At 40.6% G+C, this 25,572-nt stretch carries 25 protein-coding genes and 2 riboswitches; of the genes, 6 read left to right on the forward strand and 19 right to left on the reverse strand.

Translation table 11 applies throughout. The features are described 5' to 3' along the window. Positions 1-52: 52 nt before the first annotated feature. The 17 genes from L6W14_RS13495 to L6W14_RS13575 form a co-directional block, all read right to left on the reverse strand. A complete protein-coding gene (locus tag L6W14_RS13495) occupies positions 53-889 on the reverse strand; it encodes a class I SAM-dependent methyltransferase (protein WP_131521531.1) in 837 nt (278 codons plus the stop codon). Then, positions 886-2,385: a cobyric acid synthase gene (locus L6W14_RS13500; protein WP_237898192.1), complete on the reverse strand. Its 1,500-nt coding sequence runs from the start codon at positions 2,383-2,385 to the stop codon at positions 886-888. The genes L6W14_RS13495 and L6W14_RS13500 overlap by 4 nt, the downstream gene beginning before the upstream one ends. A gap of 88 nt (positions 2,386-2,473) precedes the next feature. Then, entirely contained in the window at positions 2,474-3,010 is a 537-nt protein-coding gene (locus L6W14_RS13505) for a cob(I)yrinic acid a,c-diamide adenosyltransferase (protein ID WP_131521533.1), read from the reverse strand. A gap of 13 nt (positions 3,011-3,023) precedes the next feature. Then, on the reverse strand, positions 3,024-3,584 hold the full coding sequence (locus tag L6W14_RS13510; protein WP_131521534.1) for a nitroreductase family protein: 561 nt from the start codon (positions 3,582-3,584) through the stop codon (positions 3,024-3,026). A gap of 33 nt (positions 3,585-3,617) precedes the next feature. After that, positions 3,618-4,385 (reverse strand): uroporphyrinogen-III C-methyltransferase, encoded by a 768-nt coding sequence (cobA, locus tag L6W14_RS13515; protein WP_131521535.1) that lies wholly within the window; start codon positions 4,383-4,385, stop codon positions 3,618-3,620. Continuing rightward, a complete protein-coding gene (locus L6W14_RS13520; RefSeq protein WP_131521536.1) occupies positions 4,382-5,020 on the reverse strand; it encodes a precorrin-2 dehydrogenase/sirohydrochlorin ferrochelatase family protein in 639 nt (212 codons plus the stop codon). Before L6W14_RS13520 ends, cobA begins: the two co-directional genes overlap by 4 nt. Continuing rightward, entirely contained in the window at positions 5,013-6,380 is a 1,368-nt protein-coding gene (locus L6W14_RS13525; RefSeq protein ID WP_131521537.1) for a cobyrinic acid a,c-diamide synthase CobB, read from the reverse strand. The genes L6W14_RS13520 and L6W14_RS13525 overlap by 8 nt, the downstream gene beginning before the upstream one ends. Before the next feature lie 11 nt (positions 6,381-6,391). Beyond that, entirely contained in the window at positions 6,392-7,513 is a 1,122-nt protein-coding gene (locus L6W14_RS13530; RefSeq protein ID WP_237898193.1) for a cobalt-precorrin 5A hydrolase, read from the reverse strand. After that, positions 7,506-8,291 (reverse strand): precorrin-4 C(11)-methyltransferase, encoded by a 786-nt coding sequence (gene cobM, locus L6W14_RS13535; RefSeq protein ID WP_131521539.1) that lies wholly within the window; start codon positions 8,289-8,291, stop codon positions 7,506-7,508. Before cobM ends, L6W14_RS13530 begins: the two co-directional genes overlap by 8 nt. Continuing rightward, entirely contained in the window at positions 8,291-8,998 is a 708-nt protein-coding gene (gene cobI / locus L6W14_RS13540; protein ID WP_004231310.1) for a precorrin-2 C(20)-methyltransferase, read from the reverse strand. Before cobI ends, cobM begins: the two co-directional genes overlap by 1 nt. Continuing rightward, on the reverse strand, positions 8,991-10,211 hold the full coding sequence (gene cbiE, locus L6W14_RS13545; RefSeq protein WP_237898194.1) for a precorrin-6y C5,15-methyltransferase (decarboxylating) subunit CbiE: 1,221 nt from the start codon (positions 10,209-10,211) through the stop codon (positions 8,991-8,993). The genes cobI and cbiE overlap by 8 nt, the downstream gene beginning before the upstream one ends. Further along, positions 10,168-11,301, reverse strand: coding sequence for a cobalt-precorrin-5B (C(1))-methyltransferase (locus L6W14_RS13550; protein WP_237898195.1), 1,134 nt, complete (start codon positions 11,299-11,301; stop codon positions 10,168-10,170). Before L6W14_RS13550 ends, cbiE begins: the two co-directional genes overlap by 44 nt. Then, positions 11,301-11,960, reverse strand: coding sequence for a precorrin-8X methylmutase (locus tag L6W14_RS13555; RefSeq protein WP_004231303.1), 660 nt, complete (start codon positions 11,958-11,960; stop codon positions 11,301-11,303). Before L6W14_RS13555 ends, L6W14_RS13550 begins: the two co-directional genes overlap by 1 nt. 12 nt (positions 11,961-11,972) lie before the next feature. After that, positions 11,973-12,734, reverse strand: coding sequence for a precorrin-6A reductase (gene cobK, locus L6W14_RS13560; RefSeq protein ID WP_237898196.1), 762 nt, complete (start codon positions 12,732-12,734; stop codon positions 11,973-11,975). Next, complete coding sequence (locus L6W14_RS13565) at positions 12,731-13,714, reverse strand: sirohydrochlorin chelatase (protein ID WP_237898197.1); 984 nt, start codon at positions 13,712-13,714, stop codon at positions 12,731-12,733. The genes cobK and L6W14_RS13565 overlap by 4 nt, the downstream gene beginning before the upstream one ends. 14 nt (positions 13,715-13,728) lie before the next feature. Continuing rightward, entirely contained in the window at positions 13,729-15,396 is a 1,668-nt protein-coding gene (gene cobJ / locus L6W14_RS13570) for a precorrin-3B C(17)-methyltransferase (protein WP_237898198.1), read from the reverse strand. Between the two features lie 4 nt (positions 15,397-15,400). Beyond that, positions 15,401-15,772, reverse strand: coding sequence for a (2Fe-2S) ferredoxin domain-containing protein (locus tag L6W14_RS13575; protein ID WP_004231296.1), 372 nt, complete (start codon positions 15,770-15,772; stop codon positions 15,401-15,403). A gap of 145 nt (positions 15,773-15,917) precedes the next feature. Further along, positions 15,918-16,100, reverse strand: a riboswitch (cobalamin riboswitch). A gap of 250 nt (positions 16,101-16,350) precedes the next feature. Next, positions 16,351-16,536: riboswitch (cobalamin riboswitch) on the forward strand. A 148-nt stretch (positions 16,537-16,684) separates the two neighbouring features. Here L6W14_RS13575 and L6W14_RS13580 point away from each other — a divergent pair. The 5 genes from L6W14_RS13580 to L6W14_RS13600 all read left to right on the forward strand — a co-directional run bounded on the left by L6W14_RS13580 (position 16,685) and on the right by L6W14_RS13600 (position 22,964). Then, a complete protein-coding gene (locus L6W14_RS13580; RefSeq protein WP_115673360.1) occupies positions 16,685-17,431 on the forward strand; it encodes an energy-coupling factor ABC transporter permease in 747 nt (248 codons plus the stop codon). Between the two features lie 3 nt (positions 17,432-17,434). Then, complete coding sequence (locus tag L6W14_RS13585) at positions 17,435-17,707, forward strand: energy-coupling factor ABC transporter substrate-binding protein (protein WP_009370241.1); 273 nt, start codon at positions 17,435-17,437, stop codon at positions 17,705-17,707. 5 nt (positions 17,708-17,712) lie between these two features. Continuing rightward, positions 17,713-18,486 (forward strand): cobalt ECF transporter T component CbiQ, encoded by a 774-nt coding sequence (cbiQ, locus tag L6W14_RS13590; RefSeq protein WP_237898199.1) that lies wholly within the window; start codon positions 17,713-17,715, stop codon positions 18,484-18,486. Next, the gene (locus L6W14_RS13595) at positions 18,483-19,319 is read left to right on the forward strand and encodes an energy-coupling factor ABC transporter ATP-binding protein (protein WP_237898200.1); all 837 of its coding nucleotides are present in this window, start codon (positions 18,483-18,485) and stop codon (positions 19,317-19,319) included. Before cbiQ ends, L6W14_RS13595 begins: the two co-directional genes overlap by 4 nt. A 147-nt stretch (positions 19,320-19,466) precedes the next feature. Beyond that, a complete protein-coding gene (locus L6W14_RS13600) occupies positions 19,467-22,964 on the forward strand; it encodes a S8 family serine peptidase (RefSeq protein ID WP_237898201.1) in 3,498 nt (1,165 codons plus the stop codon). Positions 22,965-23,061: 97 nt separating this feature from the next. On the opposite strand, the gene L6W14_RS13605 is transcribed toward L6W14_RS13600, so the two are convergent. Both L6W14_RS13605 and L6W14_RS13610 read right to left on the reverse strand, forming a co-directional pair. Beyond that, on the reverse strand, positions 23,062-23,502 hold the full coding sequence (locus tag L6W14_RS13605; RefSeq protein WP_048392339.1) for a GNAT family N-acetyltransferase: 441 nt from the start codon (positions 23,500-23,502) through the stop codon (positions 23,062-23,064). Positions 23,503-23,619: 117 nt separating this feature from the next. Beyond that, complete coding sequence (locus tag L6W14_RS13610) at positions 23,620-24,708, reverse strand: glycosyltransferase family 4 protein (RefSeq protein WP_237898202.1); 1,089 nt, start codon at positions 24,706-24,708, stop codon at positions 23,620-23,622. A 256-nt stretch (positions 24,709-24,964) separates the two neighbouring features. On the opposite strand from L6W14_RS13610, the gene L6W14_RS13615 reads away from it, so the two are divergent. Next, entirely contained in the window at positions 24,965-25,564 is a 600-nt protein-coding gene (locus L6W14_RS13615; protein ID WP_016993848.1) for a glycosyltransferase family 2 protein, read from the forward strand. Positions 25,565-25,572 lie beyond the last annotated feature (8 nt).

Consider the following 25,572-nt stretch of genomic DNA (forward strand, 5'->3'; position numbering starts at 1 on the left):
CCGTTCCCATAAGAAAAACCTTTGGTGTACAGTTTCTCCAAAGGTTTCTTGATTATTTTGGTTGCCATGAAACAAGCGCCGCATGGAAATCATGACGATAATAATAACGTCCATCCTTTTCTTCGATAAAAGGTAGCAGTGATTCTTCTACATGGGCTCGCTGAAAATTCGTCGTTAATATTTTTTTACTCTGCGTTGTCACAAGCTGCTCATAGCTTTCATATTCATAGACACGTTCTAGAGGGATAATCTGACAATCCGCGTAAATATCCATTTCATAGAGTAGATTCAAAAACTCGATATAATCTCTGCGCGGAAATTTAATGTCATACCCATACTTTTCATATAACTTTTCATAGTGTGGCTGAATGGGGCCTGTCGTCATCCCAATGATAGCACGCTTTCTCGCCAGCCGATTCATGTGATATAAAGCCGCTTTTATTTCATACATTCGGTAAAAACAATTCACGCCCAAGACGATATCATGTGGTTCAATCTCATCATCCTCTAAACTTTCCCACTTTGCATGAATATAGGAAACGTGCTCCTCCTGCGGTATACACTGTTGTAAGTAATGTAAAATGCTTTCCGAGCTATCTACACACGTGAGCTTCCTTACTTTATCAGCTAATGGAAATGTATAATTGCCCCACCCAGGACCAATTTCTAATACAGAATGCTGAGGTTCAATCTTTTTTTGAAGCTCCTGAAAAATCAATGCAGCATAAGGATCTGTTTGGCCCACTTTTTTACGTGCCACGGATTGGGCCCAAAATTGCTCCTCTAGCTGATCATTCACCATTCGTTCAGGCATATTGCCATGCCAGTCCTTCATGCCTTCCTGCCATAATGCCTCATAGTTAATGGCTAACGGTCCTTTTCTCGTCATATAAATACCTCTAACGATAATATTTCATATATTTTTTTCATATCAAGATTTGCTCGAACGTGGTCGGCTAACATATTATAGGCATCTTCTCTTCGTTCTGCGTCACTTTTCACATCACCTGGTAAAGCTGCTAGCCCTTTTTTCACTCGTATTTCATTGACGAGCTGACGGGTAAAGGGACGATTATGGAACAAGCCGTGGAAATACGTGCCAATCACTTGCTCATCTTGACTAACCGCTCCATCTTCTCTTCCATCCTCTAACAGTAAAAACGGTGATACCGCATCACGTAAAATTTTCGTACGTCCTAGATGGATTTCATAGCCTGTCAATGTGTCCTGCCCTCTTACGCCTGTCATTTGCACCGTTTTTTTATTGCCTACAAAGATGGTTTCCATCGGTAATAGCCCAAGACCATTTGCAGATTCACCATTCCCCTCCACCGCTTCTGGATCAAGTAATGTTTCACCAAGCATTTGGAAACCGCCACAAATGCCAATAATTTTAGTACCGCACTCACGTAAATGTGTGATGGCTTGATCGAAGCCCTGTGCTTTTAGCCAAGCTAAATCATCCATTGTACTTTTCGTTCCTGGCAGAATGAGTAAATCTGGTGTACCTAATTCATTGACATGACCAATTAAACGTACACCCACCTCAGGCTCATCGAAAAATGGATCAATATCGGTGAAGTTTGAAATACGAGGTAAACGAATCATGGCTACATCTACAGCAAATTCGCCTGGCTTTGGTTTTTTAAAACGTAGTGACGATAATGCAAGAGAATCCTCTGCTTCAATATTGACATCGACATAAGGAATCACACCAAGTACCGGAATACCCGTTTCGCGCTCCACCCATGCCAAACCATCATCCAGTAATTCACGCATGCCTCTAAACTTATTGATAATTAATCCCTTCACACGTGCTCGTTCTCCCTCATCTAACAATGCCAGTGTACCAACAATCGAGGCAAAGACACCGCCACGATCAATATCAGCAACGAGGACTACCGCTGCATCTGCTAAATGAGCCATTCGCATATTAGCAATATCGCGATCCTTTAAGTTAATTTCTGCTGGGCTACCAGCGCCCTCTAGGACAATAACATCATATGTATGTTGAAGCGTGCGTACTGATTTTTCTATGATTGGCATCGCTTCTTGCACAAAATTATTGCGGTAGCTTTTGGCATCCATATTTAAAAAATGCTTACCATGAACGATAACCTCTGACATCATATCTTGCTTCGGTTTCAGCAAAATAGGATTCATATCCGTCGTTGCAACAACACGAGCTGCCTCTGCCTGTACCCCTTGTGCGCGGCCGATTTCACCGCCATCCTTTGTAACAAATGAATTAAGAGCCATATTTTGTGATTTAAATGGGACTACCTTCAGTCCATCATCTGAAAATATACGACATAGTGCAGTACAAATCATACTTTTTCCAACATCGGAAGCTGTTCCTTGAATCATGATTGATTTTGCTGGCATAGTCACTCTCCTCCGTAATTATTCTATGGCAGAACGCATGTATTCGTTTTCGCTTTGTGTGTATTTCCTCCAGCAATTGCAAAGGGCTTTAAAATTCAAGCCCTTTCACCGCTGGAATCCCTTCATCATAATAATGCTTTGTCGCCTCAATGGTTGACACTAAATCAGCCATTGCTAGTAATGCCGGATTCGCACTTCGCCCTGTGACAACCAAATGCATTGTTGAAGGGCGATGTAGGATTGCCTCAATGACTTCTGCTAGGGGAAGAACATCATCGATTGGAAACTTGGTGATCGCTAGGGCATTGTTCAGTTCATCTAAGACCAATAAATCAATGCTGTCATCCTGTAGAGCTGCCTTCGTTTTTTTCCAAGCCTTCGCTAATGCAGCTCGATGCTCCTCAGGTGTTTTTGTCCATGTAAACCCTATGCCCATTTGTTCCATTTCTACGCCTAGCTTTCGAAGGGCAATTTGCTCTCCATAAGTACGTTCTGGGGATTTGATAAACTGCATATAACGCACATTTAAGCCTCGACCAACCGCACGCAATGTAACACCAAGTGATGCAGTCGTTTTGCCCTTACCTTCACCTGTATATACTAAAAACAAGCCTTTTCTTGCCATGCTGATAGCCTCCTTACAGCCATGTTGTCTTTTCTGCAAACGGTGTTCGTTTCTTGTCGGTTTGTTCTTGCTCCTGTGGGTAGCCAATAAATATTGTACCAACTACTTTTTGAGCGTCGCTTGCACCAATAAACGTATGCATACGAGGATCATGTACGAGGCCAACACCACGTGTACGCCAAACAAAGCCAAGACCTAGCTCCTCTGCTGTCAACCACATAGACATAATGGCACTACATACAGCAAAGACATTATCTTCTGTCGCATCTGTGTCTCCCTCTACTATGTCAGCTGTCACCACAATGGCTACAGGGGTTGTTTGTACAACCTTTAATGAACTTTCCACTAAATTTGGCTTCGTGGGAAAGCGTTCATGTAAATAAGCACTTGCCATTTCTTCATAACGCTTCATGGCTTCATCTTGAATGACATAAAAATGCCAGGGCTCACGCATCCGGTCATTCGGTGCATAGGTTGCTGCCTGTAAAATTTGCTCAATTTTTTCTTTCTCTACTGGTTGTGTCGTGTAATTACGAATTGCTCGACGTTTTTTTAATGCTTCCGTGACAGTCATAGTACTTCCTCCTTGTGCGCTTATAAGAAATGATTATGAAAAGGTAAGTCCTTGCTCTTCAAACCATTGAATTTTTTCACGTACATTGACAACCTCGCCAACCACAATCATAGAAGGATTATGGTACCCTTCACGCTCAATGATGCTAGCTATCTCATTTAACGGCCCTGTAATCGTGCGTTGCTGAGCAGTTGTTCCCCACTCAATGACTGCTACTGGCGTTGTTGCCTTCCGTCCATTTTCGATTAATTTGCGAGCAATGTAGGCAATATTACCAACGCTCATATAAAAGGCAACGGTATCTATACCCGTAGCTAATGCGGGCCAATTCAAAAAATCTTGTCCTTTTTCTTCACGACCATGTCCAGTTACAAGGGCAAAGCTTGTCGCAAAGTCTCTATGTGTAACTGGAATTCCTGCGTATGCAGGAGCTGCTATTCCCGCTGTAATCCCCGGAACGATTTCATAGGCAATGCCATGATTTTTTAATATTTCAGCTTCCTCCGCGCCTCGTCCAAAAACAAAGGGATCGCCACCTTTGAGGCGTGTAACAATTTTACCTTCTTGTGCTTTTTCCACGAGTAATGCATTTATTTCCTCTTGAATGAGATGATGCTTCCCAGGTAATTTGCCACAATAAACTAGCTCCGCATCCTTTTTTGCAAAATCAAGCAATTTAGGATTTACAAGACGGTCATAAGCAATTACATCAGACTTTTGAATACATTCCAGTCCATACACAGTAATGAGCTTCGGATCGCCAGGACCTGCTCCCACGATATATACGATTCCATCCTTCATTGCGTTGCTCCCATCAATAGTTGTTGTAAATAGGCTTCTCGTCGATCGATCTCACCATGACGTGTCCATTCAAGGATGTTTGGCTCTAGCAATGCTTGTAATGCCGCACGTCTTTGTGGACCTTTATCATACTGAGCAGCAATCATTAATCGAGCTTGCTGTAAAAAGCATACATAGTCATCATAAGCATCATCGAATTGCTCTTCTAAATCTGCTTTAATCTTGCGGGCTAGGCTTGGGCTTGCTCCCGATGTCGAAACAGTTACCACCAATGGACCACGGCGAACAGTAGCAGGCGTAATAAAATCACTTTCACTTTGTTTATCTGTGCGGTTGATTAATTGCCAATGCTGTGCTGCTTCTTGAACGGCTTCGTTCACAGCTGTCACATTCGTTGCAGCGATAATGAGAATGGCATCATCTAAATCACGAGGTTCAAATTCCTTTTGCTTCCAAGTAATTTGCCCTGACTCTGCAAGTGACTGTAATGTGTCATGTAAGGTTGGACTGACAATCACGATGTTTGCCTTTGCTGGTAACAGGGATGCTACCTTCTGCGTTGCCACGTGACCCCCGCCTACAATCACTACTGTTTTATATTCTAGATTGATATGAATAGGAAAATAATTAGTCATTACTTTTCACCTTCTTACAAGCTGTTAACCAATTGTCAACTAGCTTTGGGTTTGATACAAAATGGAAATGAGTATAGCCAGCCACTAAATTTCCTTCTTGATAGCCTTCTTTCTTTTTGCCAAAACGACCAATCGTTTCATAGGCTGCTGTATTGTGAGAACCACTATATTTGGAATAATGGAACTCATGGCCCTTCGCTTGTTCCTCAGCACCAATTAAGAAATTATCGGCTGTGCCAAAAATTTCACGATAACCAAGTGCTGCTAGTTTTGTTTGCATCGCCACTTCTCCAGGAATTACCCCTACCATGTCATAACGGTCGCCATGGCTATTTGTAATGGCCTCTGTTAAATACATAAAGCCCCCACACTCAGCTAATGTTGGAAGACCTTTAGCAATGACTTGACGAATAGAGTCTTTAACGACTGTATTGGTAGCAAGTGACTCTGCAAATTCCTCAGGAAAGCCACCACCAATATACAAGCCATCTGCTTCAGCTGGTACAGGCTCATTCGCAAGCGGTGAGAAAAACTGTAGTGTCGCACCTTTCGCACGTAACAAAGCCAAGTTTTCTTCATAATAAAAATTAAAAGCTGCATCTCTTGCAACTGCTATACAAATATTTCGTGAAGGCTCCTCCCTAAATAAATGGCCTGATTCTTGCAAGATAGGAGCCTTTGTTAAATGTATTAATTGATCCAAATCAATCGTTTCCGCCATCAGGTTCCCTAGTTTATCAAAAAATGAATCTAGCTCTCCTCTTTCAATAGCAGGTACTAACCCTAAATGACGACTCGGGATATCGATCCCTTCCTCACGCTTTAGGTAGCCAATAACAGGTATGCCGCATTCTTGTTCAATAGCTGCCTTCGCAATTTCGTAATGACCGACACTACCAACCTGGTTCGCAATAACACCAACGATATTCGGCTTATCTGATAGTAATTGGAAGCCTTTCACAACTGCTGCTACGCTACGTGCCATGCTAGCACAATTGACAATTAAAATAACAGGACTCTCTGTCACTACACTAATATCAGCAGCAGACCCAGCGTCAGATAAAGGGCTTTTACCGTCATAAAAGCCCATCACACCTTCAATAATGGACACATCTGCATCTATACTTGCACGTGCCACAATATCACGGACTGCTTCGTGTGAGAACATCCAGCTATCAATATTACGTGATATTCTGCCCGTTACAGCTGTATGATAGGTTGGGTCGATATAATCAGGACCGCATTTAAAGCCCTGCACCACGTTCCCTTTGTTTTGAAGTGCCTTCATCAGTCCAATGGTAAAAGTAGTTTTGCCTACACCACTGCCCGTACCAGCTAGTACAAAGCGATTTGTTTGCATGGACTTCCTCCTTAAAATAGATATCTAGCAACTGAAATCGTAGCATTACCCGATTTTTTCTTCCCTAATAGAAGTGATGGAACCTGTGCATAGCGCATTGCTGCTGGTTCACTCACGCCGTATGCACCTGTATATTTAAAGACTGTTTCAGAGGGTGATGGAAATTCGATTTCATTTAATTCATCCGGTGTATACGTAACGAACTCCCAATCATATTTCTTCGTAATCTCTAAGAAACATTGCTCATCTTTCTTCAAATCAATCGTGCATAAGGCTTTCACACTTTTTTTCGAAAGCTTTAACTCTACCAAGGTTTCATCGATTACTTGTTCAATTTCCTCTAAAGATGTACCACGGTTACAGCCCATTCCTAGCACAATGGATTTTGGGCGATAAATAACACCGTTTTCTAGAAGAACCTCTTCTTCAGGTTCAATGATTCGATCTGTTATTAATAATGTGGCATGGGGAGTAGCTTGGATGGCTGCCTGTGTGGATGGATAGATTTTAATTTGCTCTGGCATCGGTGTATCACGCATCCACCAATCACGTTCGCCTGTTTCCTGTACAATGGCTACATGTTCCTCATTTACAACAGATGCACTAACTGGTGTCAATTTATCCGCACTATCCCATACCCAGCCAAAGCGGGCTCCAAATAAATCAACTGGAATCGTCTTTTGTACATCAGAAGCCGTTGTAATAATCGGATTTGCACCAAGTGCAGCTGCCACCTCGTGTGTTAGCTCATTGGCCCCACCTAAATGCCCTGATAATACGCTAATAACATTTTCCCCTCGATCATCAATCACCACAACGCCAGGGTCTGTCTTTTTATCCTTTAAAATCGGTGCAATCATTCGTATAACTGCCCCTAGTGAAATAATTAAAATTAACCCTTTATATTGCTTAAAAAGTGTTGGCAATAGCAGACGCACTGTTCCTGTAAATAGTTGAATATGCTTTTCTCCTTCATCGCCTTGTTCAAATTTACTCATATAATATAAATCACTTGCTGCAAAGGTTTGCTGCAGACGACGTCCTATTTGGACACCATGCTTCGTAATAGCTACAACGGCATAAGGATTACGTTGGTCAACCTCTGGTAACACACCCTCTTGTAACTCAATCACTCGTCTTCACACCTTTTCTAAAGCCATGTGTAAAGCTTGCATCATATAACTTCGAACGATATTGATCCTTATCATGAATGTTCGGATCTAATGCCCAGCCCGCTAAAATCATCGCATGCTTACGAATACCATTCACACGCATCGCTTCATCTAATTCGATTAAAGTTGTTCGTACGATTTTTTGATCGGGCCATGAAGCACGTTGAATAACTGCTACAGGCGTGTCATCAGCCCAACCAGCATTTTGTAGCTCTTTGACAATTTTCTTCGTCAGCGTTGCACTAAGGAATAAGGCAATTGTACAATGATGGCTCGCTAAATCACGTAGCTTTTCAAATTCTGGTACAGGTGTGCGCCCCTCTGCACGTGTTAGAATAAGGGTTTGGGTTAGATCAGGAATTGTTAGCTCAGCTCCGATTGCAGCGGCCGATGCAAATACAGAGCTAACTCCTGGAATGACTTCATACCCAATGCCTTCCTTTTTTAATAGTGCAACTTGCTCCATAATGGCACCATACATCGCTGGGTCTCCTGTATGCATTCGTGCCACTGTTTTCCCAGCATTGACTCGGTCCACCATCACAGCAACCATTTCCTCCAAATGCATACCAGCTGTACGAATGACCTCAGCATCTGGTCTAGCTTTCGCAATAAGGTCCTCACTCACTAAAGAATCTGTATACATGACAACGTCCGCTGTTTGTAACATATGTAAACCTTTGACTGTAATTAAATCTGGATCACCAGGACCAGCGCCGACAATATAGATTTTTTTCATTATTTACGCACCACCATTAATGTTAAATATTCTAAATCGACACCATCCAACTCACGCACATCCCAAATGATTTCTTCATCAGATGTTACCTTTGTCACCACGGATGCTTTATCTAATAAATCTAAATCGCGTAGCACTTCAAGCATTAAATCAATCACTTTCGCCACTTTAATAAAAACAACAGCATCATGGGTTTCAATCGCTTCACGCATAGCTTCGTAATTGTCATACGCTGGAATAATCGCAACACGATCATCACCATCCGCTAACGCAATGCCTAAGCGCGATGCAGAGCCGTTAAATGAAGAAATCCCTGGTACCGTGCGAATTTCAACATCTGGATGCTTGTCCTGCATTAGCTTCATCATATGAATAAACGTACTATACAATAATGGATCGCCCTCTGTAACAAAGGCTACATCTTTGCCTGCTTGTAATTTTTCGTAGACAAGTTCTACTGACTTTGTCCATTCACGTTCTAAAACAGCCTCATCTTTCGTCATTGGGAATACAAGACCAAGCATATCTTTTTCTTCTGGATTAATATACACATCTACAATACGATGGGCATAGCTTTTACTGCCTTTTAGCTTTTTTGGGTAAGCAATAACAGGTGATTCCTGAATCACTCGAAATGCCTTTACTGTAATTAATTCTGGATCGCCAGGACCAACGCCCAAGCCATATAAAATTCCTAGATTACTCATGATTTTCTTCCTTTCGATAAGCGGAAATAATGTATATTGGATTTAATGGCACAAAGCGTGTCATATCTAAAATTGGTTTACTGCGTGCCAGCTGAGCCTGTAAAATGTCAACAGCAAAACCACAAGCTTTAAATGCCTCAACAGCTTTATATAAATTTTCAATAGTCGCCGCATTTAAGACAATGCGCCCATTTTGCTTTAAACGCTGACAGCATAATTGCAGTAACTCAACCATTTCACCACCAGTGCCCCCTATGAAAATGGCATCAGGGTCTGGAAAGTTGTCTAAACCCTCTGGTGCTTTACTATGGATAGCAGTCATATCGACTCGAAACTTTTGTTGGTTTTGAAGACAGTTTTCTAAATCAGGGGCATTTTTTTCTACGGCAAAAACTTGTCCCTCAGGAGCAAGCTTACCTGCCTCAATAGCCATGGATCCCGTACATGTGCCAATATCCCAAATAATGCTATCCCGTTGAAGCTGCATGGCTTGCAAACTTAGAACTCGAATTTCTTTCTTCGTAATAAGTCCTTTATCTGGCTTTCGTTGTGAAAATTCCTCATCATCAATCCCAAGTGTGTAGCGTTTCGGTGCTATTGTTTGTTTTAAAACCACGACATTTAAAGGAGAAAAATGAGTAACTTCCATTTCATCGAGCGAGTACCAGCCACTTTTTTCGTTGTCGCCCTGTAAATTTTCGGCTACAAAGGCACGATATTCCGTCATACCAAAATGCTTTAAATATCGAGCAAGAGCATTCGGACTATTCTCTGCATCTGTTAAAAGTGCTACTTTCTTTTTGCCATCAATTCGCTGTGCCAAGCCCTTCATTGGTCGTCCATGAATACTCGTTACGTAAGCATCCTGCCAGCTCTCTCCCATTTTCGCAAAGGCCAGCTGGACAGAGCTCATATAGGGATAAACCTCTATTTGTAGCTTTTTTGCTAAATAGCCTCCGATGCCATAAAATAATGGATCTCCAGATGCAAGAATCACGGTATTTCTTGTTTCTTCAGACAATCTTTCAACAAGTGTTGAAAGATCTCCTTTTATCAAGATTTTTTCACCCCTAAAGTCTGAGAAAAAATCAAGTACTCGCTCACCACCAACAAGTACCTCACAGTCTTCAATCCACTGAAGGTATTGCGGTAATAAGCTTGCTAATCCGTTATCCCCGATCCCAATCAACTTCATCGATCGATGCAATGTCATCAGCCCTTCCTAATAATTGTCCCTGCATCGAATAGATCGATGTGGAAAGCGTTAAACCGCCCTTAATATGATGGATAGAGGAATAGCAGCAAGCCTCACATAAACGATGGAAGAACGCATCATAGCCCTTCTCCATCATCATCTCACCTACTTGTGAAGCTGTATTTGCCTCTAGAACTTGTGCTATCGTTTCTCTATCTGCCCCTATATCCTCTGCCAGTTGTGCTAAAAAATTAAAATCGATTGGTGCACTTTTGGAATGCACCATCATGACTCCTTGTGCGACTTTAGAAAATTTCCCCATCATCCCAACGAGTGAAACTTGTTTGATGCCTATACGCTTACAATGCTTTAATGTAAAACCTACAAAGTCACCCATTTCAATAAACGCTTCTTCTGCTAGATGTGGGTATTGTTTCATCGCAAACTTCTCACTTCGTCCACCTGTTGTCACCACTAAATGCTCACAGCCAGCCTCTTTCGCTACACTAATAGCTTGGACAATACTGGCCATATAAGCAGAACTCGAAAAAGGCACGACGGTTCCCCTTGTGCCTAAGATTGAGATGCCCCCAAGTATACCGAGTCGTCCATTTAACGTTTTTTTAGCAATCTCCTCTCCCTTAGGTACAGAAATCACCACATTCACGCCTCGAGTAATGTGAAATTCGTCCAACACACCTTGGACCGTGCTATAAATCATTTTACGGGGTACAGGATTAATGGCTGCCTCTCCGACAGGCACTGGCAGGCCAGGCTTTGTGACACGCCCGACGCCAATACCTCCATCTAAATGAATCCCAGGTGTATCTGCCCAGCTCACTGTGCCAACGATGAGTGCCTGATGGGTCGCATCAGGATCATCACCAGCATCTTTAATCGTTTCACAGCTGACAGCATTTTCTTCAAATATGCATTTTTCAATTGTAAAGGTTGCATCTCGACCAATAGGTAAATGAATCGTACTTGTCTCTTGCTCCTCCTTGGTAATAAGGGCAAGCAGTGCAGCCTTTGATACAGCAGTTGCACAGGCTCCCGTCGTATAACCGTGACGCATGTCCTTGGGGTCCTTTTTTGGCTTCCGCTCCATTATTTTTTCGCCTGTTCGTCCGCTAAAAGTGAGATGGCATTTAAAGCAGCAACCGTCACTGTACTACCGCCTTTACGACCAACATTTGTAATGTACGGAATCCCTTCTAGTTTAAGCAGCTCTTCTTTTGACTCAGCTGCTGACACAAAACCAACAGGCATACCGATAATTAAATCTGGTTTTGCTAGCCCTTCTTTAATTAATCGAATCAATTCCAGCAATGCAGTTGGTGCATTACCAATGGCATAAATACCACCTTCATGTAATTTGGATGCCTTTTGCATCGAAATAATGGCACGTGTTGTATTTTGTTTTTTCGCTTCTATTGATACATCTTCATCCGCAATATAGCAATGCAAATCACCGCCATGTTTTTGGAAACGCTTTTTACCAGAGCCACTTTCAATCATTTGCACATCTGCAATGACATGACGTCCTGCAAGAATAGACTTGATACCCGCTTCAATAGCACCTGGTGTAATGATGACACTACGACCTAGCTCGAAATCAGCTGATGCATGGATAATGCGACGTACAACTTTCCATTCATCTTCTGAGAAGTCATGCTCGCCCATTTCCTCTGCAATAATAGAGAAACTGTAATCGTAAATTTTATCTGGGTCTACCGTTAATGGTTTAAAATCTGTTTTAAAATCCATGGAAAATGCCTCCTAAATTGTATGTTCAACAGCCTGTAATACTTCTTCAAATGTTGAATATTGTTGGCCGTACTGTATATTTGGTCGTGCAATAAGAATCGTTTCAATCTGGCATGCGAGAGCTGCCTCTAGCTTCTCATCAACTGAGCCCACTTTACCGCTTTCTTTGGTAATCAACAACGTCACTCCGTATTGACGAAATAGAGCTTCATTTAATTCCTTTGAAAACGGACCTTGAATAGCCACAATATCTCGCTGCGCCACGCCAAGTGCCTCACATTTTTCCATATTATCCAGTCGTGGAAGCATACGAGCGATTACTCTTGTATTTTCTAAGCCCTGTAAAACCCTTGTAAATGTAGCGAGTGTTTTACTACCTGTCGTTAGCATAATGACACCGCGTTTTTCTGCAGCTAGCTGAGCTGCCTCCTCATAATCCTTTACAACAGTAATCAAAGGATGGGCATAATGTTCATGAGCTCTTTCATAGCGAATATAAGGAATCTTTGCCTGCTCTGCCGCTGCCATCGCATTTTTAGAGGCTTCCTCCGCAAATGGATGAGAAGCATCTACCACCAATTGATAGCCCTGCTCTGTCATGATGGTCGCCATTTCCTCAGCTGTCAGTCTACCGATTAAATGTGGCAGGCCAACGTCAGCAAGACTAGAGGCTGCCGATTCAGTGACGACCGTAGCGGTTACCGCATAACCTGCGCTTTGTAATGCAAGGGCTAGATCCCTTGCATCACTTGTCCCTGCTAACATGAAAATCATTTTACCGGCTCCTCTTCATGATGATGGTCATGGTCATGATGGTGATGGTCATGCCCATGATCGTGATGGTCGTGATGATGATGCGCATGTCCATGATCGTGATCGTGATCATGATGGTGATGATGATGTGCATGTCCATGATCGTGATCATGATGGTGATGATGATGTGCATGTCCATGTACTGCCGCATAGGCGCGATAATCTTCTAGATCTTGCATACCTGTTGATGTACCGTTGATTGCCTGTTCAATACGCTCTAATAAAACATTTTGTAACCGTTCATGGTAGCCAAAATAGTTAGCAATTTGAATATCACAATCTGGATAAAGTTCATTAAACTTCTCACACATGCCATGCATGCGTTCCATCAAAATGCCTGTGAATAAAAAGTATGGTAACATGATGATTTTTTTTGCACCTAGTTTGACACAACGTTCAATTCCTTCTTCAACGCGTGGATCTGTGACACCCATAAAAGCACTTTCTACGTATTTTACAGGTAGTTTTTCCCATAAAAGTCGCGTGATTTTATAAAAATCACCATTAGCAGATGGATCACTGCCACCTCGTGCAATCAATAAAATCGCTGTGTCTTCCTGCTCTTGTTCTGAATTAAAGCCAATTTCAGCTAGGCGATCTTGTAAAATGGCAAAGATTTCATCATGGATACCAATTGTTTGACCATATGTGAAGGTAATCGCTGGATAATGCTCACGCGCATGCTCGATTTCCGCTGGAATATGCAGCTTTGAATGGCCTGCATGCAGTAAAATGATTGGAATTACATGTACCTCTGTAGCTCCCTTTTTCACACAGTTTGTAATACCTTCTTCGATGTTAGGTGAAGCAAATTCAAGGAAACAAGTTTCCACTAAAAATTGTTCATCAATACGAGGTGTCATTTGTTCGATAAATGTACGAACCTCATCATTTCCTGCTGCTAAACGGCTCCCATGGCCGACAAATAAAATAGCTTTCATCTCTCTACTCCTTACTAGTCGCCGCACGGAGCTGGCTCTACTTTTATTTTGGAAGACATATCTTGATACGTAAAATGCAGTATTTTTTTCACACGTTTAAAATATTTAAATAAGCGTTCATTTGGATGAGCATTTGCTTTATATTCTTCAATAATATCTGTAATGAGTGGAATCAGCTGCTCAGGCTCCAGCCCTTCTACAACAGGCTGTGCTGCGTGTGCAGTACGACCGACTGGTTTTGCTCCAATAAAGACATCAAATTTACTTTTGCGGTAGACGATGCCAATATCATCAAATACAGCCCGATAACAGGCCATCCCACAGCCATTAAAGCCAATATTTAATGTCTTCGGTAAGGACATACCGCCTAGTTTTTCTTGTATTTCCTCTGCATATGGTATTGAATCAGCCTTTTCACCGTAGCAAAAATCACAAGCCTTCAGTGATAACACATCACCAATCGGGGCTAATAAAAACCCTACTTCCTGTAATTTCTCTGTGATCTGTTCAGGGGCAGTCGTTGGTATTTTCAAATGAATTTGATGATCTGGTGTGTATTCCATCGTCCCCTCATCCCCAACGACCTCCGCTAACGTCATCATTTGCTGGGGAGTAAAAAACTTATTGGCTACACCAGGACTTACTGCTAATTCAAAAATAGATTCTATTTTTTGCTGTACAAGCTTCGGTGTTATTTTGACTGCGCTTGTCCCTTTTACCATTGCAAGTGCCGCTGTAGCCATTTCAAGAGCTGTTTTTTTCGGCTTTGGCGTAGCGGCTATACTGGGTTTATTAAAGCGCCCTGCATTAGGGTCAGCCGTAAAGTCATTTCGCGCTGTTCCTGTCTCTTGGTTCATTGCCCAAGGTTCATTTTCTTCGCGTAAACGTTGATGTGGACGTAATGGCTGTTTCTCTTCACCCAGGGTATATTTACGTTGGTAACCGCGGGGCGTAATCATCTTATTGTCATAGAAAAATGTTGACGAATTCCCGATAATGACAGTTGTCAGCATACCAATATCATGTTCTAGCATTTCTGCTAGTGTTGTCATGGTCACTTCTTGACGTTCTCGATAGGCACTTTTCACAAGCCCAACTGGTGTGTCTGGCGAACGATATTCTAAGAGTATTCGTTGAGCCTCGACAATTTGTCTTGTTCGACGTCCACTTTTAGGATTGTATAAAGCAATGACAAAGTCCGCCATTGCAGCTGCCTCGACACGCTTTGCAATTAAATTCCATGGTGTTAGATGGTCACTCAAACTGATTGTACAAGCATCATGCATAATAGGTGCACCAAGTATGCTAGCGCATGAATTAATCGCAGAAATCCCAGGAACAATTTCTACTTCAATTCCTGTAGCTTCTGTCCAGCCTAGCTCAATTAACACCTCATAGACTAATCCTGCCATGCCATAGACGCCTGCATCACCACTCGAAATTACTGAGACGATGCTCCCTGCTTCGGCTTGACGAACGGCTTCCTGTGCACGCGACACTTCTTCTGTCATGCCTGTACTAACAATCGATTTTGCACTTACTAAATCTTGAATCAGCTCTACATAGGTTTTATAGCCTATAATCATATCACTTTGTTGTAAAGCCTCTACTGCACGTGTCGTAATATGCTTAAAATCTCCAGGTCCAAAGCCTACTACGAAAATTTTTCCTTTTTGCGCCATGTTGTTACCCCTCTTTCACCTTTTCGATCCCTTTAATGGCAGTTGTTTGAGCAGTACGCTGTAATGTACCTTCACGAAGTGTAAAGACATGTTCGTTGTATAAGGATTCATGATGTAAATCTTGTACTAGTGTTCTAGCATGCTCTGTTGATGGCACACGATACCAGTTTCCTTGAGGATAAGCGATTACCACACAAGCATCCTTGCAGCGTCCATTACAGCGCGTTCTTGTCGTATGTATTTCCTGATCGAGTGCTTGCCGCTGTATCTCATCTCGAATGGCTAAGGTAATTTCCTCCCCATCCTTTTTCATGCAGCTACTGCCATTGCAAATAAAGAGATGTGTTTTCATCCCCTCTAAATTCCAAGTTGTCATCTTCTGTCTCCCCTCATTTGCTTTTTGGAAAAAGAAAAACCTTTACTCTATAACGAAGAGTAAAGGTTTTGTAGAAGCCAAATAAAAACGAATAGAATGAAATACAGGTACCCGCTTTCGCTTCAACTTCTCCCTCCGAAAAGTTTGCATGCACAATCAAATAAGCAGGTTTCCTGACTTAAGCTTCATTTTACTGTCGCACCTTCCCAAGTTTGCACCAGTGGCTTTGCGATTTCATCAGCTATTACAGTAGCGGGGGCTGTATTGGATTTTCACCAATTTCCCTATTATCTCGAGCTATTCGAGCACTTATTGACGTTTTATATGAAATTTTTAGTAGAATTTTAAATAGAAAACTGTCTTTATCATATCTTATTATTTTAAAATTTCAATATTTCTTTAAAAATTTATGACAAATTTATCAATTTTGAATGGAACTAGGTATGAAATTTATACAATCATATAATTTGCACACAAAATTTTATCAGAATATTCACCGTTGACCTTTAATTTAAAAAATTTCATAAAAGGTATAGCATATTTATGGAAATTCATGTTACACTTTGTCGTGAAATCTCACAATTTGAATGTTTTTCGGTGCAAAGTGCTTGTCATTTTGCTTAAAAGGGAAGCCGGTTTGAGTCCGGCGCGGTCCCGCCACTGTAATAGGGAGCTTTATAGAATATGTCACTGTCCAACGGATGGGAAGACCTATAAAGCATTGAACTAGAGCCAGGAGACCTGCCGAAAAATAAGTGATCGTTTCAACCTACGAGGATAGGTGTGCGGCTTAGCAGATGAGACTGTTATTTGCTTTTTTAGCTATGCACTTTTCCACCTAAGGAGAAGTGCTTTTTTTAATTACGCACGCAATATTCTAAAAATCTATTAATTAGTTAGGAGGAAAGCTTTTTGACATTATCATGGTGGAAACTTAGTTATTTTTTACTGGCCTTTTTAATCGTGCCAAAACGTGCCTTTGCCATGCATATCATGGAAGGTTTTTTACCAATCGAATGGGCTATTTTTTGGTGGGTGATCTCTATCCCATTTATCATTCTAGGATTGCGTTCTATTCGAAAAACCATTGATGAAAATCCTGAAACAAAAATGCTTTTGGGGCTTTCAGGAGCCTTTGCCTTTGTGCTATCCGCCCTAAAAATCCCTTCAGTTACAGGTAGTTGCTCTCACCCAACTGGTGTAGGACTTGGGACAGTACTTTTTGGCCCTCTAGCAATGAGTGTAATTGGAACAATCGTTTTATTATTTCAATCTTTATTATTAGCTCATGGAGGAATTACAACTTTAGGGGCTAATGCCTTTTCTATGGCTATTGTTGGTCCTTTTATTGCTTACTTTGTCTTTAAAGGGGCTCAAAAAGTAGGGTTGTCATTTTCACTAGCCATATTCTTTGCAGCTATGCTTGGTGATTTAGGTACATACATTGTGACTTCTGTACAACTAGCACTAGCCTTTCCTTCAGAGGTTGGAGGCTTTATGGCATCCTTTACAAAGTTTGCAGGTATTTTTGCCTTAACGCAAATTCCTTTAGCAGTGAGTGAAGGAATTTTAACGGTCATTGTGATGAATTTCTTGAAAAAATACAATGTTAGCGAATTAAAAACGTTACGTGTTTTCTCAACAAAGGAGGCACATTAACAAATGAAAAAAAATTTATTGTTATTAGCAATTGTTGTGTTGTTAGCCATCATTCCCTTATTCATACAAAAAGGTGCTGAATTTGGTGGTGCTGATGGAGAAGCAGAAGCAGCTATCGGTGAAATCAATGCGGAATATGAACCATGGTTTGAAAGTCTATGGGAGCCACCAAGTGGTGAAATCGAAAGCTTATTATTCGTGCTACAGGCAGCTATAGGAGCTGGCTTTATTGGCTACTTCATCGGCTATATGCGTGGCAAACACAAAGAAGGTTAACCATTATGTTACTCATTGATAAGTATGCCTATCTGAATAAGCTAGCGTCCGTTCATCCGCTAGAAAAAATGATATTTTCACTTGGACTACTTCTCATAACGCTCATCATGAGAGATGAACGACTTTCACTCATTACATTTTTAGTAATGAGTGCTTTTATCATTTTAGGTGCAAAAATTCCGCTTGCATACTACGGCAAATTATTATTGCTACCTAGCTTTTTCTTATTAACAAGTCTCGTATCTATTTTACTTTCCTTTACATCATCAACGAATACACTCCCTGCCCATATTTGGTCGTTTACATTTAGGAATTGGACTGTCTTTATTGGGAATGCAAGTGTGTTAGCAGCGCAACAGCTGTTCTTTATTGTCCTTGGCAGCATTAGTTGTTTATACTTTTTAATTCTAACCACTTCCGTACAAGGAATATGTTATGTGCTACGACAATGGCGACTCCCCTCTTTATTAGTGGAGCTCGTCGAACTAACCTATCGTTTTATTTTTATGTTTTTAGAAAGCATGCAAAATATACATCTCGCCCAGCAAGCACGTCTCGGCTATCATTCACCGATGCAATGGCTACGCTCTGTCTCCATGCTTATTGTGGCATTATTTGTGGAAATGTTTCAGCGTAGCCGGGAGCTCAACAACGCCATACAATCACGTGGAGGCGAGGCCGTCTACTGGCAAGAGATGGGCTCTTATAGCAAGAAAAATTGGCTAGGCATGGCAGCTATTTTACTAGTCCTCATCGTATATGGAGGGTATTTTACATGACAGCATTTTATTTTGAACTCAACCAATTATCTTATGCCTATGCGGATGGTACGAAGGCGTTGTCAGATATTACATTAGACATTCCAAAAGGTAAAAAAATCGCCATACTCGGGCATAATGGCGCAGGAAAATCGACTTTATTTCAGCATCTTAACGGTATTTTAAAACCTACAGCTGGGACGATTATATTCGAAGGCAACGGTCTGGAATATAGTCGAAAAGCTTTAAAGGCCCTACGCCAAAAAGTCGGCATTGTTTTTCAGAATGCAGATCATCAGCTTTTTTCAGGGACCGTCAAGCAAGATATAGCATTTGGCCCATTGAATCTCGGCTGGTCTACTGAAAAAACGGAAGAAAAAATAGCATGGGCCGTTGCGCAAACCGAAGTGGAAGATTTGCTTGATAAACCCATTCATTTTTTAAGCGTAGGTCAGAAAAAACGTGTAGCAATGGCAGGTGTTTTAGCGATGGAGCCCTCTGTCCTTTTGTTAGATGAACCAACAGCAGGTCTTGATAATTATTATGCTACACAAGTATTACAATACTTAGCCAAATTAGATGATGGTGAGAGAACCATTTTACTAGCAACCCATGACATACCTCTCGCCTATGAATGGGCAGATCTAATCATTGTTATGGAGGCTGGAAAAATTATTTATAACGGTGATCCAATCACCTTGTTTTATGAAGACGAATTGTTACATCGCGCGCATCTTGAACGTCCATGGATTTTTGAAATGGTCATAGCTTTGCAAAAAAAGAAGCTATTGCAGGAAAATATCAACATCCCTCGTTCCAAGCAGGAGCTACAACAATTAATAGAAATGATCTAAAGCTTTTAACAATGCTAGGTTTTTTCGTTAAACCTACCAAAAATTAAAATAGCAAAGAAAAATTTTCCTACATTACGAAACTTTTCTAATCTTTGTCCGTATTAATATAGTCGAGATTTAATTTATAACACCAAGGAGAGATAACAATTGAAAAGTTGGTATAAAAAATCAGTCGCTGTTGTAGCATCTGCTGCACTCATGGTTCCTACTGCTTCTGCCTTTGCTGAGGCACCTCAGCATAAAGCGAAAAACATGCTGGCAAACAGTGCGAAACAAACAGAGAAGAATGAAGAAAAATGGATGAGTAAGGATACAATTGTTATCAAGCATTCAGGTCTTGATAAAAACGTACATAAAAAAATTGGCTCCAAGGTCATCCGCTCCATTCCTTCATTAGGGTATGATGTTGTACAACTAAATAAAGGCGTATCGATTGAAAAAGCCGTCTCTTACTATTTAAAGCAAAACGGAATATCAAGTGTATCTCCTAGTTACATCTATCATTCTTTTAATAAAGAAGCTGATCCTAAAAAACAAGAGATGTATCATTTAAACTTACTGCAAATGGATAAGGCACTAGAATTAGCAGGCAACCATGATGTCACAGTTGCTGTCATTGATTCTGGTGTAGATTTTAAACACCCCGATCTAAAGTCACAAGTACTCCCACCCTATAATGCAGCAGCACCTGCTAATACTACCTATTCAGGCGATCACGGAACACATGTGGCAGGTATTATCGCCGCAGCAAAAGATAATGGCGTAGGTGGGCATGGGATTAATCCGAATGCAAAGTTACTGCCAATTGATGTATTTAATGGCAAAGAAGGTGCTAATGATTTCATCATTGCACAGGGTATTCTTTATGCAATTGAGCAGGGCGTTGACGTCATTAATATGAGTCTAGGAGGCTATGGTGAATCTCCCCTGATGAAGGAAGCCGTTCAGAAGGCGATTGATAGTGGGATTACAATTGTGGCGGCCGCAGGCAATGAATCGACAGATGAATATTCCTTCCCCGCTTCTTACGAAGGTGTCATTAGTGTTGGTTCAACAAACGAACGCAACAAACTATCAAGCTACTCCAATTACGGCCCGTCTGTGGATATTGTTGCACCAGGGGAAGACATTTATAGTACCGTTCATGATGCGAAGAAAGGATCATCTTTTGTCAAATTTAGTGGAACATCCATGGCCTCTCCTGTCGTGGCAGGTATCGCCTCTCTTCTTAAATCCAAAGACTCATCTTTAAAACCGCATCAAATAGAAGCGATTTTAGAAATGACCGCGCAAGATTTGGGCGAGAAAGGCTATGATCTTACTTATGGTCACGGATTAGTTGACCCTGTAAAAGCATTACAATTTGATTTAAATAAATTGCCTAAGCATTATTCAGAGACAAAGGAAGATCGTATTAAGAACGCCAAGATCCTTGCTAAAAATAAGCTAAATACAGAACAGGGTGCTTTTGAACAGCAAGACGAAAAGAAATGGTATAAAGTCGATTTAGAAGAAAATGAATATGCTCAATTAACATTAAAAGGCGCTGACAAATACGACTATGCCTTTGATTTATATTTCTACCCAAATAGCGGGATTGGAGATGTAGAGCCTATCCATGTGAATGATGTTCGCGTAGGAAAAAAAGAAGGTTATCTATTTAAAGCAGATCAAAAGGGAACGCTTGTCATTGGTGTCAAAGATCATAATGGAAGCTATAGTTTAAAAGGCAAATCTACTTACATTTTTACAGCACAAACGACGAAGGACTTGCCAATTGATACAATAGACAAGTCTACGATGGAGCCTATTAAAAAGTTCCCATATAGTACAGCAGGTAAAAACTATACATTACTGTCAAAAGATCAACAACAAGATCAAGATTACTTCACGTTCTCTGTCAAAAAACCGACGACGTTACAATTTGATCTATCGGGAATTCCAGGTGTCACTGCCTCTATGGAGCTTTATCTAAAAGATGACTTTAATCCTGTGCCACCAGAAGAAATCGATCAAGCTGAAAATGATGAAGGTGAAGAAGAAGCCTATCCAATGCAGACCGCTTATGGTACAGCAAAAGGTGAACCGGTTCGTATGATTATCGATGCTGTTCCAGATCAAGAGTACGTTTTAAGTGTATCTAATGAAAGTAATAGCGAGTTTTCTATGGAGATGTTCTTTAGTGGCGGCATCGAAAAAGAAGAAACGATCAGTGAATCGATGATCCCTTACACATTAAAAGGCGAAGTAGTTTCCCTCCCACCTGATGAGGATGGTCTCCCTATAGATGAAGCCATGATCGAAGAAAATGTTCCAGAGAGCCAATTACCGCTTATAGAAAACAACATAAAAAAACGTAATGAAATTGACAGCCTGATGAGTATGTTATTGAATCCTACGGCTTCAGGCAACCTAGAAAATGTTGACCCTATCATTAAGCAGGCAATCCGGTTTGAAATAGGTGACGATCAAAAAGCTTATTTCCAAACAGATTATGATGAGGATTATTTCTTATTTAAAGCGAAGGAAGACGCCCTTTATAGCTTCAGCTTTTTGAAAGGCATGAACCAAATGCCGACAGGTACAGTGTTTGAATATGATGAAGAAACAAAAGAATTAATTCCCGTTTCTTCCTTAACTAATGACCTTGGTATACTGGCACTACTACTTGGTTCAGCTGGTAACGAAGACGATGCAAAGGTCATCCCATTGAAAAAGGACAAAACATACGTGGTAGCCGTTGTCAATGCTGGAGAACGATCTGCTGAGCCTTATACATTGAAAACAAAGAAAATAGGCGATATTCCAGCAGAGTACAATCCAAACAATCATGAGGAAGCAAAAGCGCTAAAAATTCAACCAGGTACAACTTATAAAGACCACCTGATTTATCAAGATGATGTAGATTATTACTACTATAAGCAACAAGGCAATGATGAGGTCATGAGTCTGCTTCTTTCTTCGGTTCCCTTTACAAATGAACAATTAGCTCAGCTACCTAAAGAACTACAAAAAGACTTAAAATTTGCAGGAGCTATCATCGAAGATACGAACGGCAATATGAAGATTGATGCCAAAGAAATGGAAACAGAAATTCCATTCGGACTAGGTGATAATATTCTTGAAATGTTACTTGGAATGATGGGTACAAACGATGTAAATACATCGTTTAAGGCAAAGAAGGATCGAGGCTATTTTATTCTAGTCAACAGCATGGGGCTTGGCCAAGTATCGATTCAGCCTTATACATTAACATTGTTTGATCATAAGCATGTGGATGAAGATGCGGATTCAAAATTAGTAAATGGAGTACCTAGCAAGCCATCTGTTCTTGTGAAAAAGGATGAGAAATGGGTTGCAACGCAATATTTAAATGCAGGTATACCATTTGGTGATAAAGACTATTTTGAATGGAATAACGACCAGAAACGCGAAGTCTTCTTCTCACTCCAAACCGAAAAAGCGTTGGATGGTGTTATTCGAGTGTTAGATGCAAACGGAAAAACCGTCAAAACATTCGATCTTTACGGTGTTGGTGATGCCGAGGTTGGTACGGTGGAGCTAGATGCGGGTAAATATTATATTGAAGTAAGTGAGTTTGATGGCAAAGCTAGCACACAACCCTATACACTTGAAATAAAATAGTTAGAATTAAAAATATCCCCTAGATCAAAACGATCTAGGGGATATTTATGATCTGAAAGAAGCATTTTCATCCAACGATGTGCTTCACCACTTCAGCTTACATAAAATATTTAACATAATTACAATATTCATCTTGCTTCATTTGTAGCTTTTCATAAAGCTTACGTGCATTTACATTATCAGCCGCCGTTTGTAACGTGACATAGCGAGCATACTGTTGCTCGCAATAATGAAATACCTTTTCCATCAATGCCTTGCCCACCCCTAGGCCTCTAGCATCTTCTGTTACATAAATATCATTTAAAATATAGGCTCGCTGTAAAGCAATGGACGAAAATGTTGGATATAATTGTGTAAATCCAATTATCTTGTCATCCATCAGCGCGATAAAAATGACGGATTCTTTCAAGGCCAATCGTAATTGTAAAAATGCCTTGGCACTGCTTATATCTGACTCAATTCCATAAAATTGACGATATTCATCAAACAGTTTTGCTAAGTCCTCTAGTTCATCCATTGTTGCTTGTAGTATTTCCATTCTAGTCTCCCCTTGTGTCTACCCATGATTGTCTAGCTTTATAAAACTAGTTTTTATTATATAGGAAATACTGGTATAAAGAAAAGAATCTCCTCTCAATCCAGAAAAGATTCACTTTTATTCACCTAAATAATTGGCAACCTTCTTGACGATCTGCCTCCAATTTAATTCCTTGCGGGCAAATGCTTGAAGCTGGACACAAGTATCTGCCAATAATGATTCCTGTGCTGCAACTTGTTGCAATGTCCGACCTATCGCCTCCCAATCATGTGTAGGATGGATTGTACCAAAACGCTGTTGTTGTGTAATATCAGCAGCACCATCCACATCTGTTGTCACGATATAGCAACCATTTTTAGCTGCCTCCGCAAAGACATGGGCATAGCATTCGACTAAAGACGTTAAGCAAAAAATTTTAGCCTTACGATACTCCTCTTCTAGCTGGACCTTATCAACAATAGGTCCTACCATCGTTACTTGAGCGGCAAGCGGATGACTATCTAGTAATAGTCTCAGCTCTTCTTGAAATGAGACTGACATCGGCCCTACTAAACGAAGCTCCCAATCTGGCAGTTGTGCTGCTAAAAATGCCTTGACTGTCAAAATTGTTTGCTTCTCTGGTGCATCCAATCGCCCAACTGTTAGAATTCTATTTTCTTTCTCATGAAACGGCACTGGCTCTGTGGGAAAATGTTCATAAAAACCATTGGGTATATGTTTCACATCCAATTGTGAAAAGTCTTTGATGGCTGTTTGAATAGATATGCATTCAGAGGTAAGGAGATCACAAAGCTGCAACAACTCTAAAAAATAGGGATAGGTTTTTAATCGATTTAGCCAAAATCGATTAACATCTAATTTCATATAAATTTTGCCATTTGGATTAAAATGCTTATAGGTTTTCAAAATAGCTAAATAGGATGGATAGGGTCCAATAGCAAAGGCAATATCGATGTCCCTTGCATGCTGGGCTAAATAAGCATTCATATTCACCACATAATCATCTTCAAATGGTACAGACTCAAATTTTACAGTGGGAAAGACTTGTTGAAGTAGAGCTTCATTCATTTCTGTCGTGACAATAGTGACCTCATAGCCTAAATGTTCCCCCAACAAAATAGGCACTAGACTCAAATCTTTGAAAATATGGGCATCCGAAAGTTTGTAAGATTCTACGCTACAAATAAATGCTATCCTTTTTGTCATCGTATCCCTCTTTCTAAAAAAAGCGCTCTCGCTAGTTTATGACCTCTCTTGCTAAATGTGCTTATGTTAGTAAATTTTCGTCTTTCTTATGCCATATCTCTAGTAACCATAAAAATTCTATCTAAAAACACTCTCTTAAAAACATCCTAAAATAAGCAATTGCCTACAGTAGCACTACGTCTACGCATATTGTATTAAAGGATCTACTCAGTCACATGGAACAACTCTACTAATGAACATAGAATGGAGGGATCAGATGAAGATTAGTTTTTTATCACCTGCATTTAATAGCGAAGAATGGATCGTAACGATGCTTGATAGTATTCCTAAAGAATATGCCTATGAAATTATTGTGGTAGATGATGGCTCTACAGACAATACGCTAGCCATTTTACAGGATTATCAGAAAAACTGTGCAGCTTTAAAAATCATCGTTCATCCTACGAATTTAGGTGCAAGTGTTGCCTACAATCGATGTATTGCAGAAGCGACAGGAGATTATATAGCCATCATCGATAGTGATGACCACTATTTACCTGCTATTCGCAATGTACTAGCACAAGTGGATGGCACATTTGATATTTACTATTACAACATGATTATTAAAAATGGCTTTGCTTTTATTAAAGATGAATCCAACCGCTATTCCTTGCCCGGGCAATTTAAGATTATCAGGAGAAGTTTAATTGGAGATGCGAAATTTACGATACGGAAAGATATTGCAGGAGATTGGGATTTTAATTGCGCCCTGATGGATAAAAATCCGACAAGTAAATATACTAACGAATTTGCTTATTGGTACAACTACCCTAGGGAGAACTCAGAATGTGACCTACATCAAAGAGGATTGAAATAAGAGCATGC

The organism is Lysinibacillus sp. ACHW1.5 (genome assembly GCF_022014815.1).
Lineage (GTDB): Bacteria > Bacillota > Bacilli > Bacillales_A > Planococcaceae > Lysinibacillus > Lysinibacillus capsici.

Bases quoted from the DNA above. Each gene is read 5' to 3' on its own strand.
- L6W14_RS13605 (WP_048392339.1), bottom strand. From the start codon at position 23,502: ATGGAAATACTACAAGCAACAATGGATGAACTAGAGGACTTAGCAAAA.
- L6W14_RS13500 (WP_237898192.1), bottom strand. From the start codon at position 2,385: ATGCCAGCAAAATCAATCATGATTCAAGGAACAGCTTCCGATGTTGGA.
- cobJ (WP_237898198.1), bottom strand. From the start codon at position 15,396: ATGGCGCAAAAAGGAAAAATTTTCGTAGTAGGCTTTGGACCTGGAGAT.
- L6W14_RS13520 (WP_131521536.1), bottom strand. From the start codon at position 5,020: ATGACTAATTATTTTCCTATTCATATCAATCTAGAATATAAAACAGTA.
- L6W14_RS13550 (WP_237898195.1), bottom strand. From the start codon at position 11,301: ATGGAGCGGAAGCCAAAAAAGGACCCCAAGGACATGCGTCACGGTTAT.
- cbiQ (WP_237898199.1), top strand. From the start codon at position 17,713: ATGTTACTCATTGATAAGTATGCCTATCTGAATAAGCTAGCGTCCGTT.
- L6W14_RS13610 (WP_237898202.1), bottom strand. From the start codon at position 24,708: ATGACAAAAAGGATAGCATTTATTTGTAGCGTAGAATCTTACAAACTT.
- L6W14_RS13510 (WP_131521534.1), bottom strand. From the start codon at position 3,584: ATGACTGTCACGGAAGCATTAAAAAAACGTCGAGCAATTCGTAATTAC.
- L6W14_RS13565 (WP_237898197.1), bottom strand. From the start codon at position 13,714: ATGAAAGCTATTTTATTTGTCGGCCATGGGAGCCGTTTAGCAGCAGGA.
- L6W14_RS13555 (WP_004231303.1), bottom strand. From the start codon at position 11,960: ATGGATTTTAAAACAGATTTTAAACCATTAACGGTAGACCCAGATAAA.
- L6W14_RS13585 (WP_009370241.1), top strand. From the start codon at position 17,435: ATGAAAAAAAATTTATTGTTATTAGCAATTGTTGTGTTGTTAGCCATC.
- cbiE (WP_237898194.1), bottom strand. From the start codon at position 10,211: ATGACATTGCATCGATCGATGAAGTTGATTGGGATCGGGGATAACGGA.
- L6W14_RS13595 (WP_237898200.1), top strand. From the start codon at position 18,483: ATGACAGCATTTTATTTTGAACTCAACCAATTATCTTATGCCTATGCG.
- cobK (WP_237898196.1), bottom strand. From the start codon at position 12,734: ATGATTTTCATGTTAGCAGGGACAAGTGATGCAAGGGATCTAGCCCTT.
- L6W14_RS13575 (WP_004231296.1), bottom strand. From the start codon at position 15,772: ATGACAACTTGGAATTTAGAGGGGATGAAAACACATCTCTTTATTTGC.
- L6W14_RS13615 (WP_016993848.1), top strand. From the start codon at position 24,965: ATGAAGATTAGTTTTTTATCACCTGCATTTAATAGCGAAGAATGGATC.
- L6W14_RS13525 (WP_131521537.1), bottom strand. From the start codon at position 6,380: ATGCAAACAAATCGCTTTGTACTAGCTGGTACGGGCAGTGGTGTAGGC.
- L6W14_RS13495 (WP_131521531.1), bottom strand. From the start codon at position 889: ATGACGAGAAAAGGACCGTTAGCCATTAACTATGAGGCATTATGGCAG.
- cobA (WP_131521535.1), bottom strand. From the start codon at position 4,385: ATGAAGGATGGAATCGTATATATCGTGGGAGCAGGTCCTGGCGATCCG.
- cobI (WP_004231310.1), bottom strand. From the start codon at position 8,998: ATGAGTAATCTAGGAATTTTATATGGCTTGGGCGTTGGTCCTGGCGAT.
- cobM (WP_131521539.1), bottom strand. From the start codon at position 8,291: ATGAAAAAAATCTATATTGTCGGCGCTGGTCCTGGTGATCCAGATTTA.
- L6W14_RS13505 (WP_131521533.1), bottom strand. From the start codon at position 3,010: ATGGCAAGAAAAGGCTTGTTTTTAGTATATACAGGTGAAGGTAAGGGC.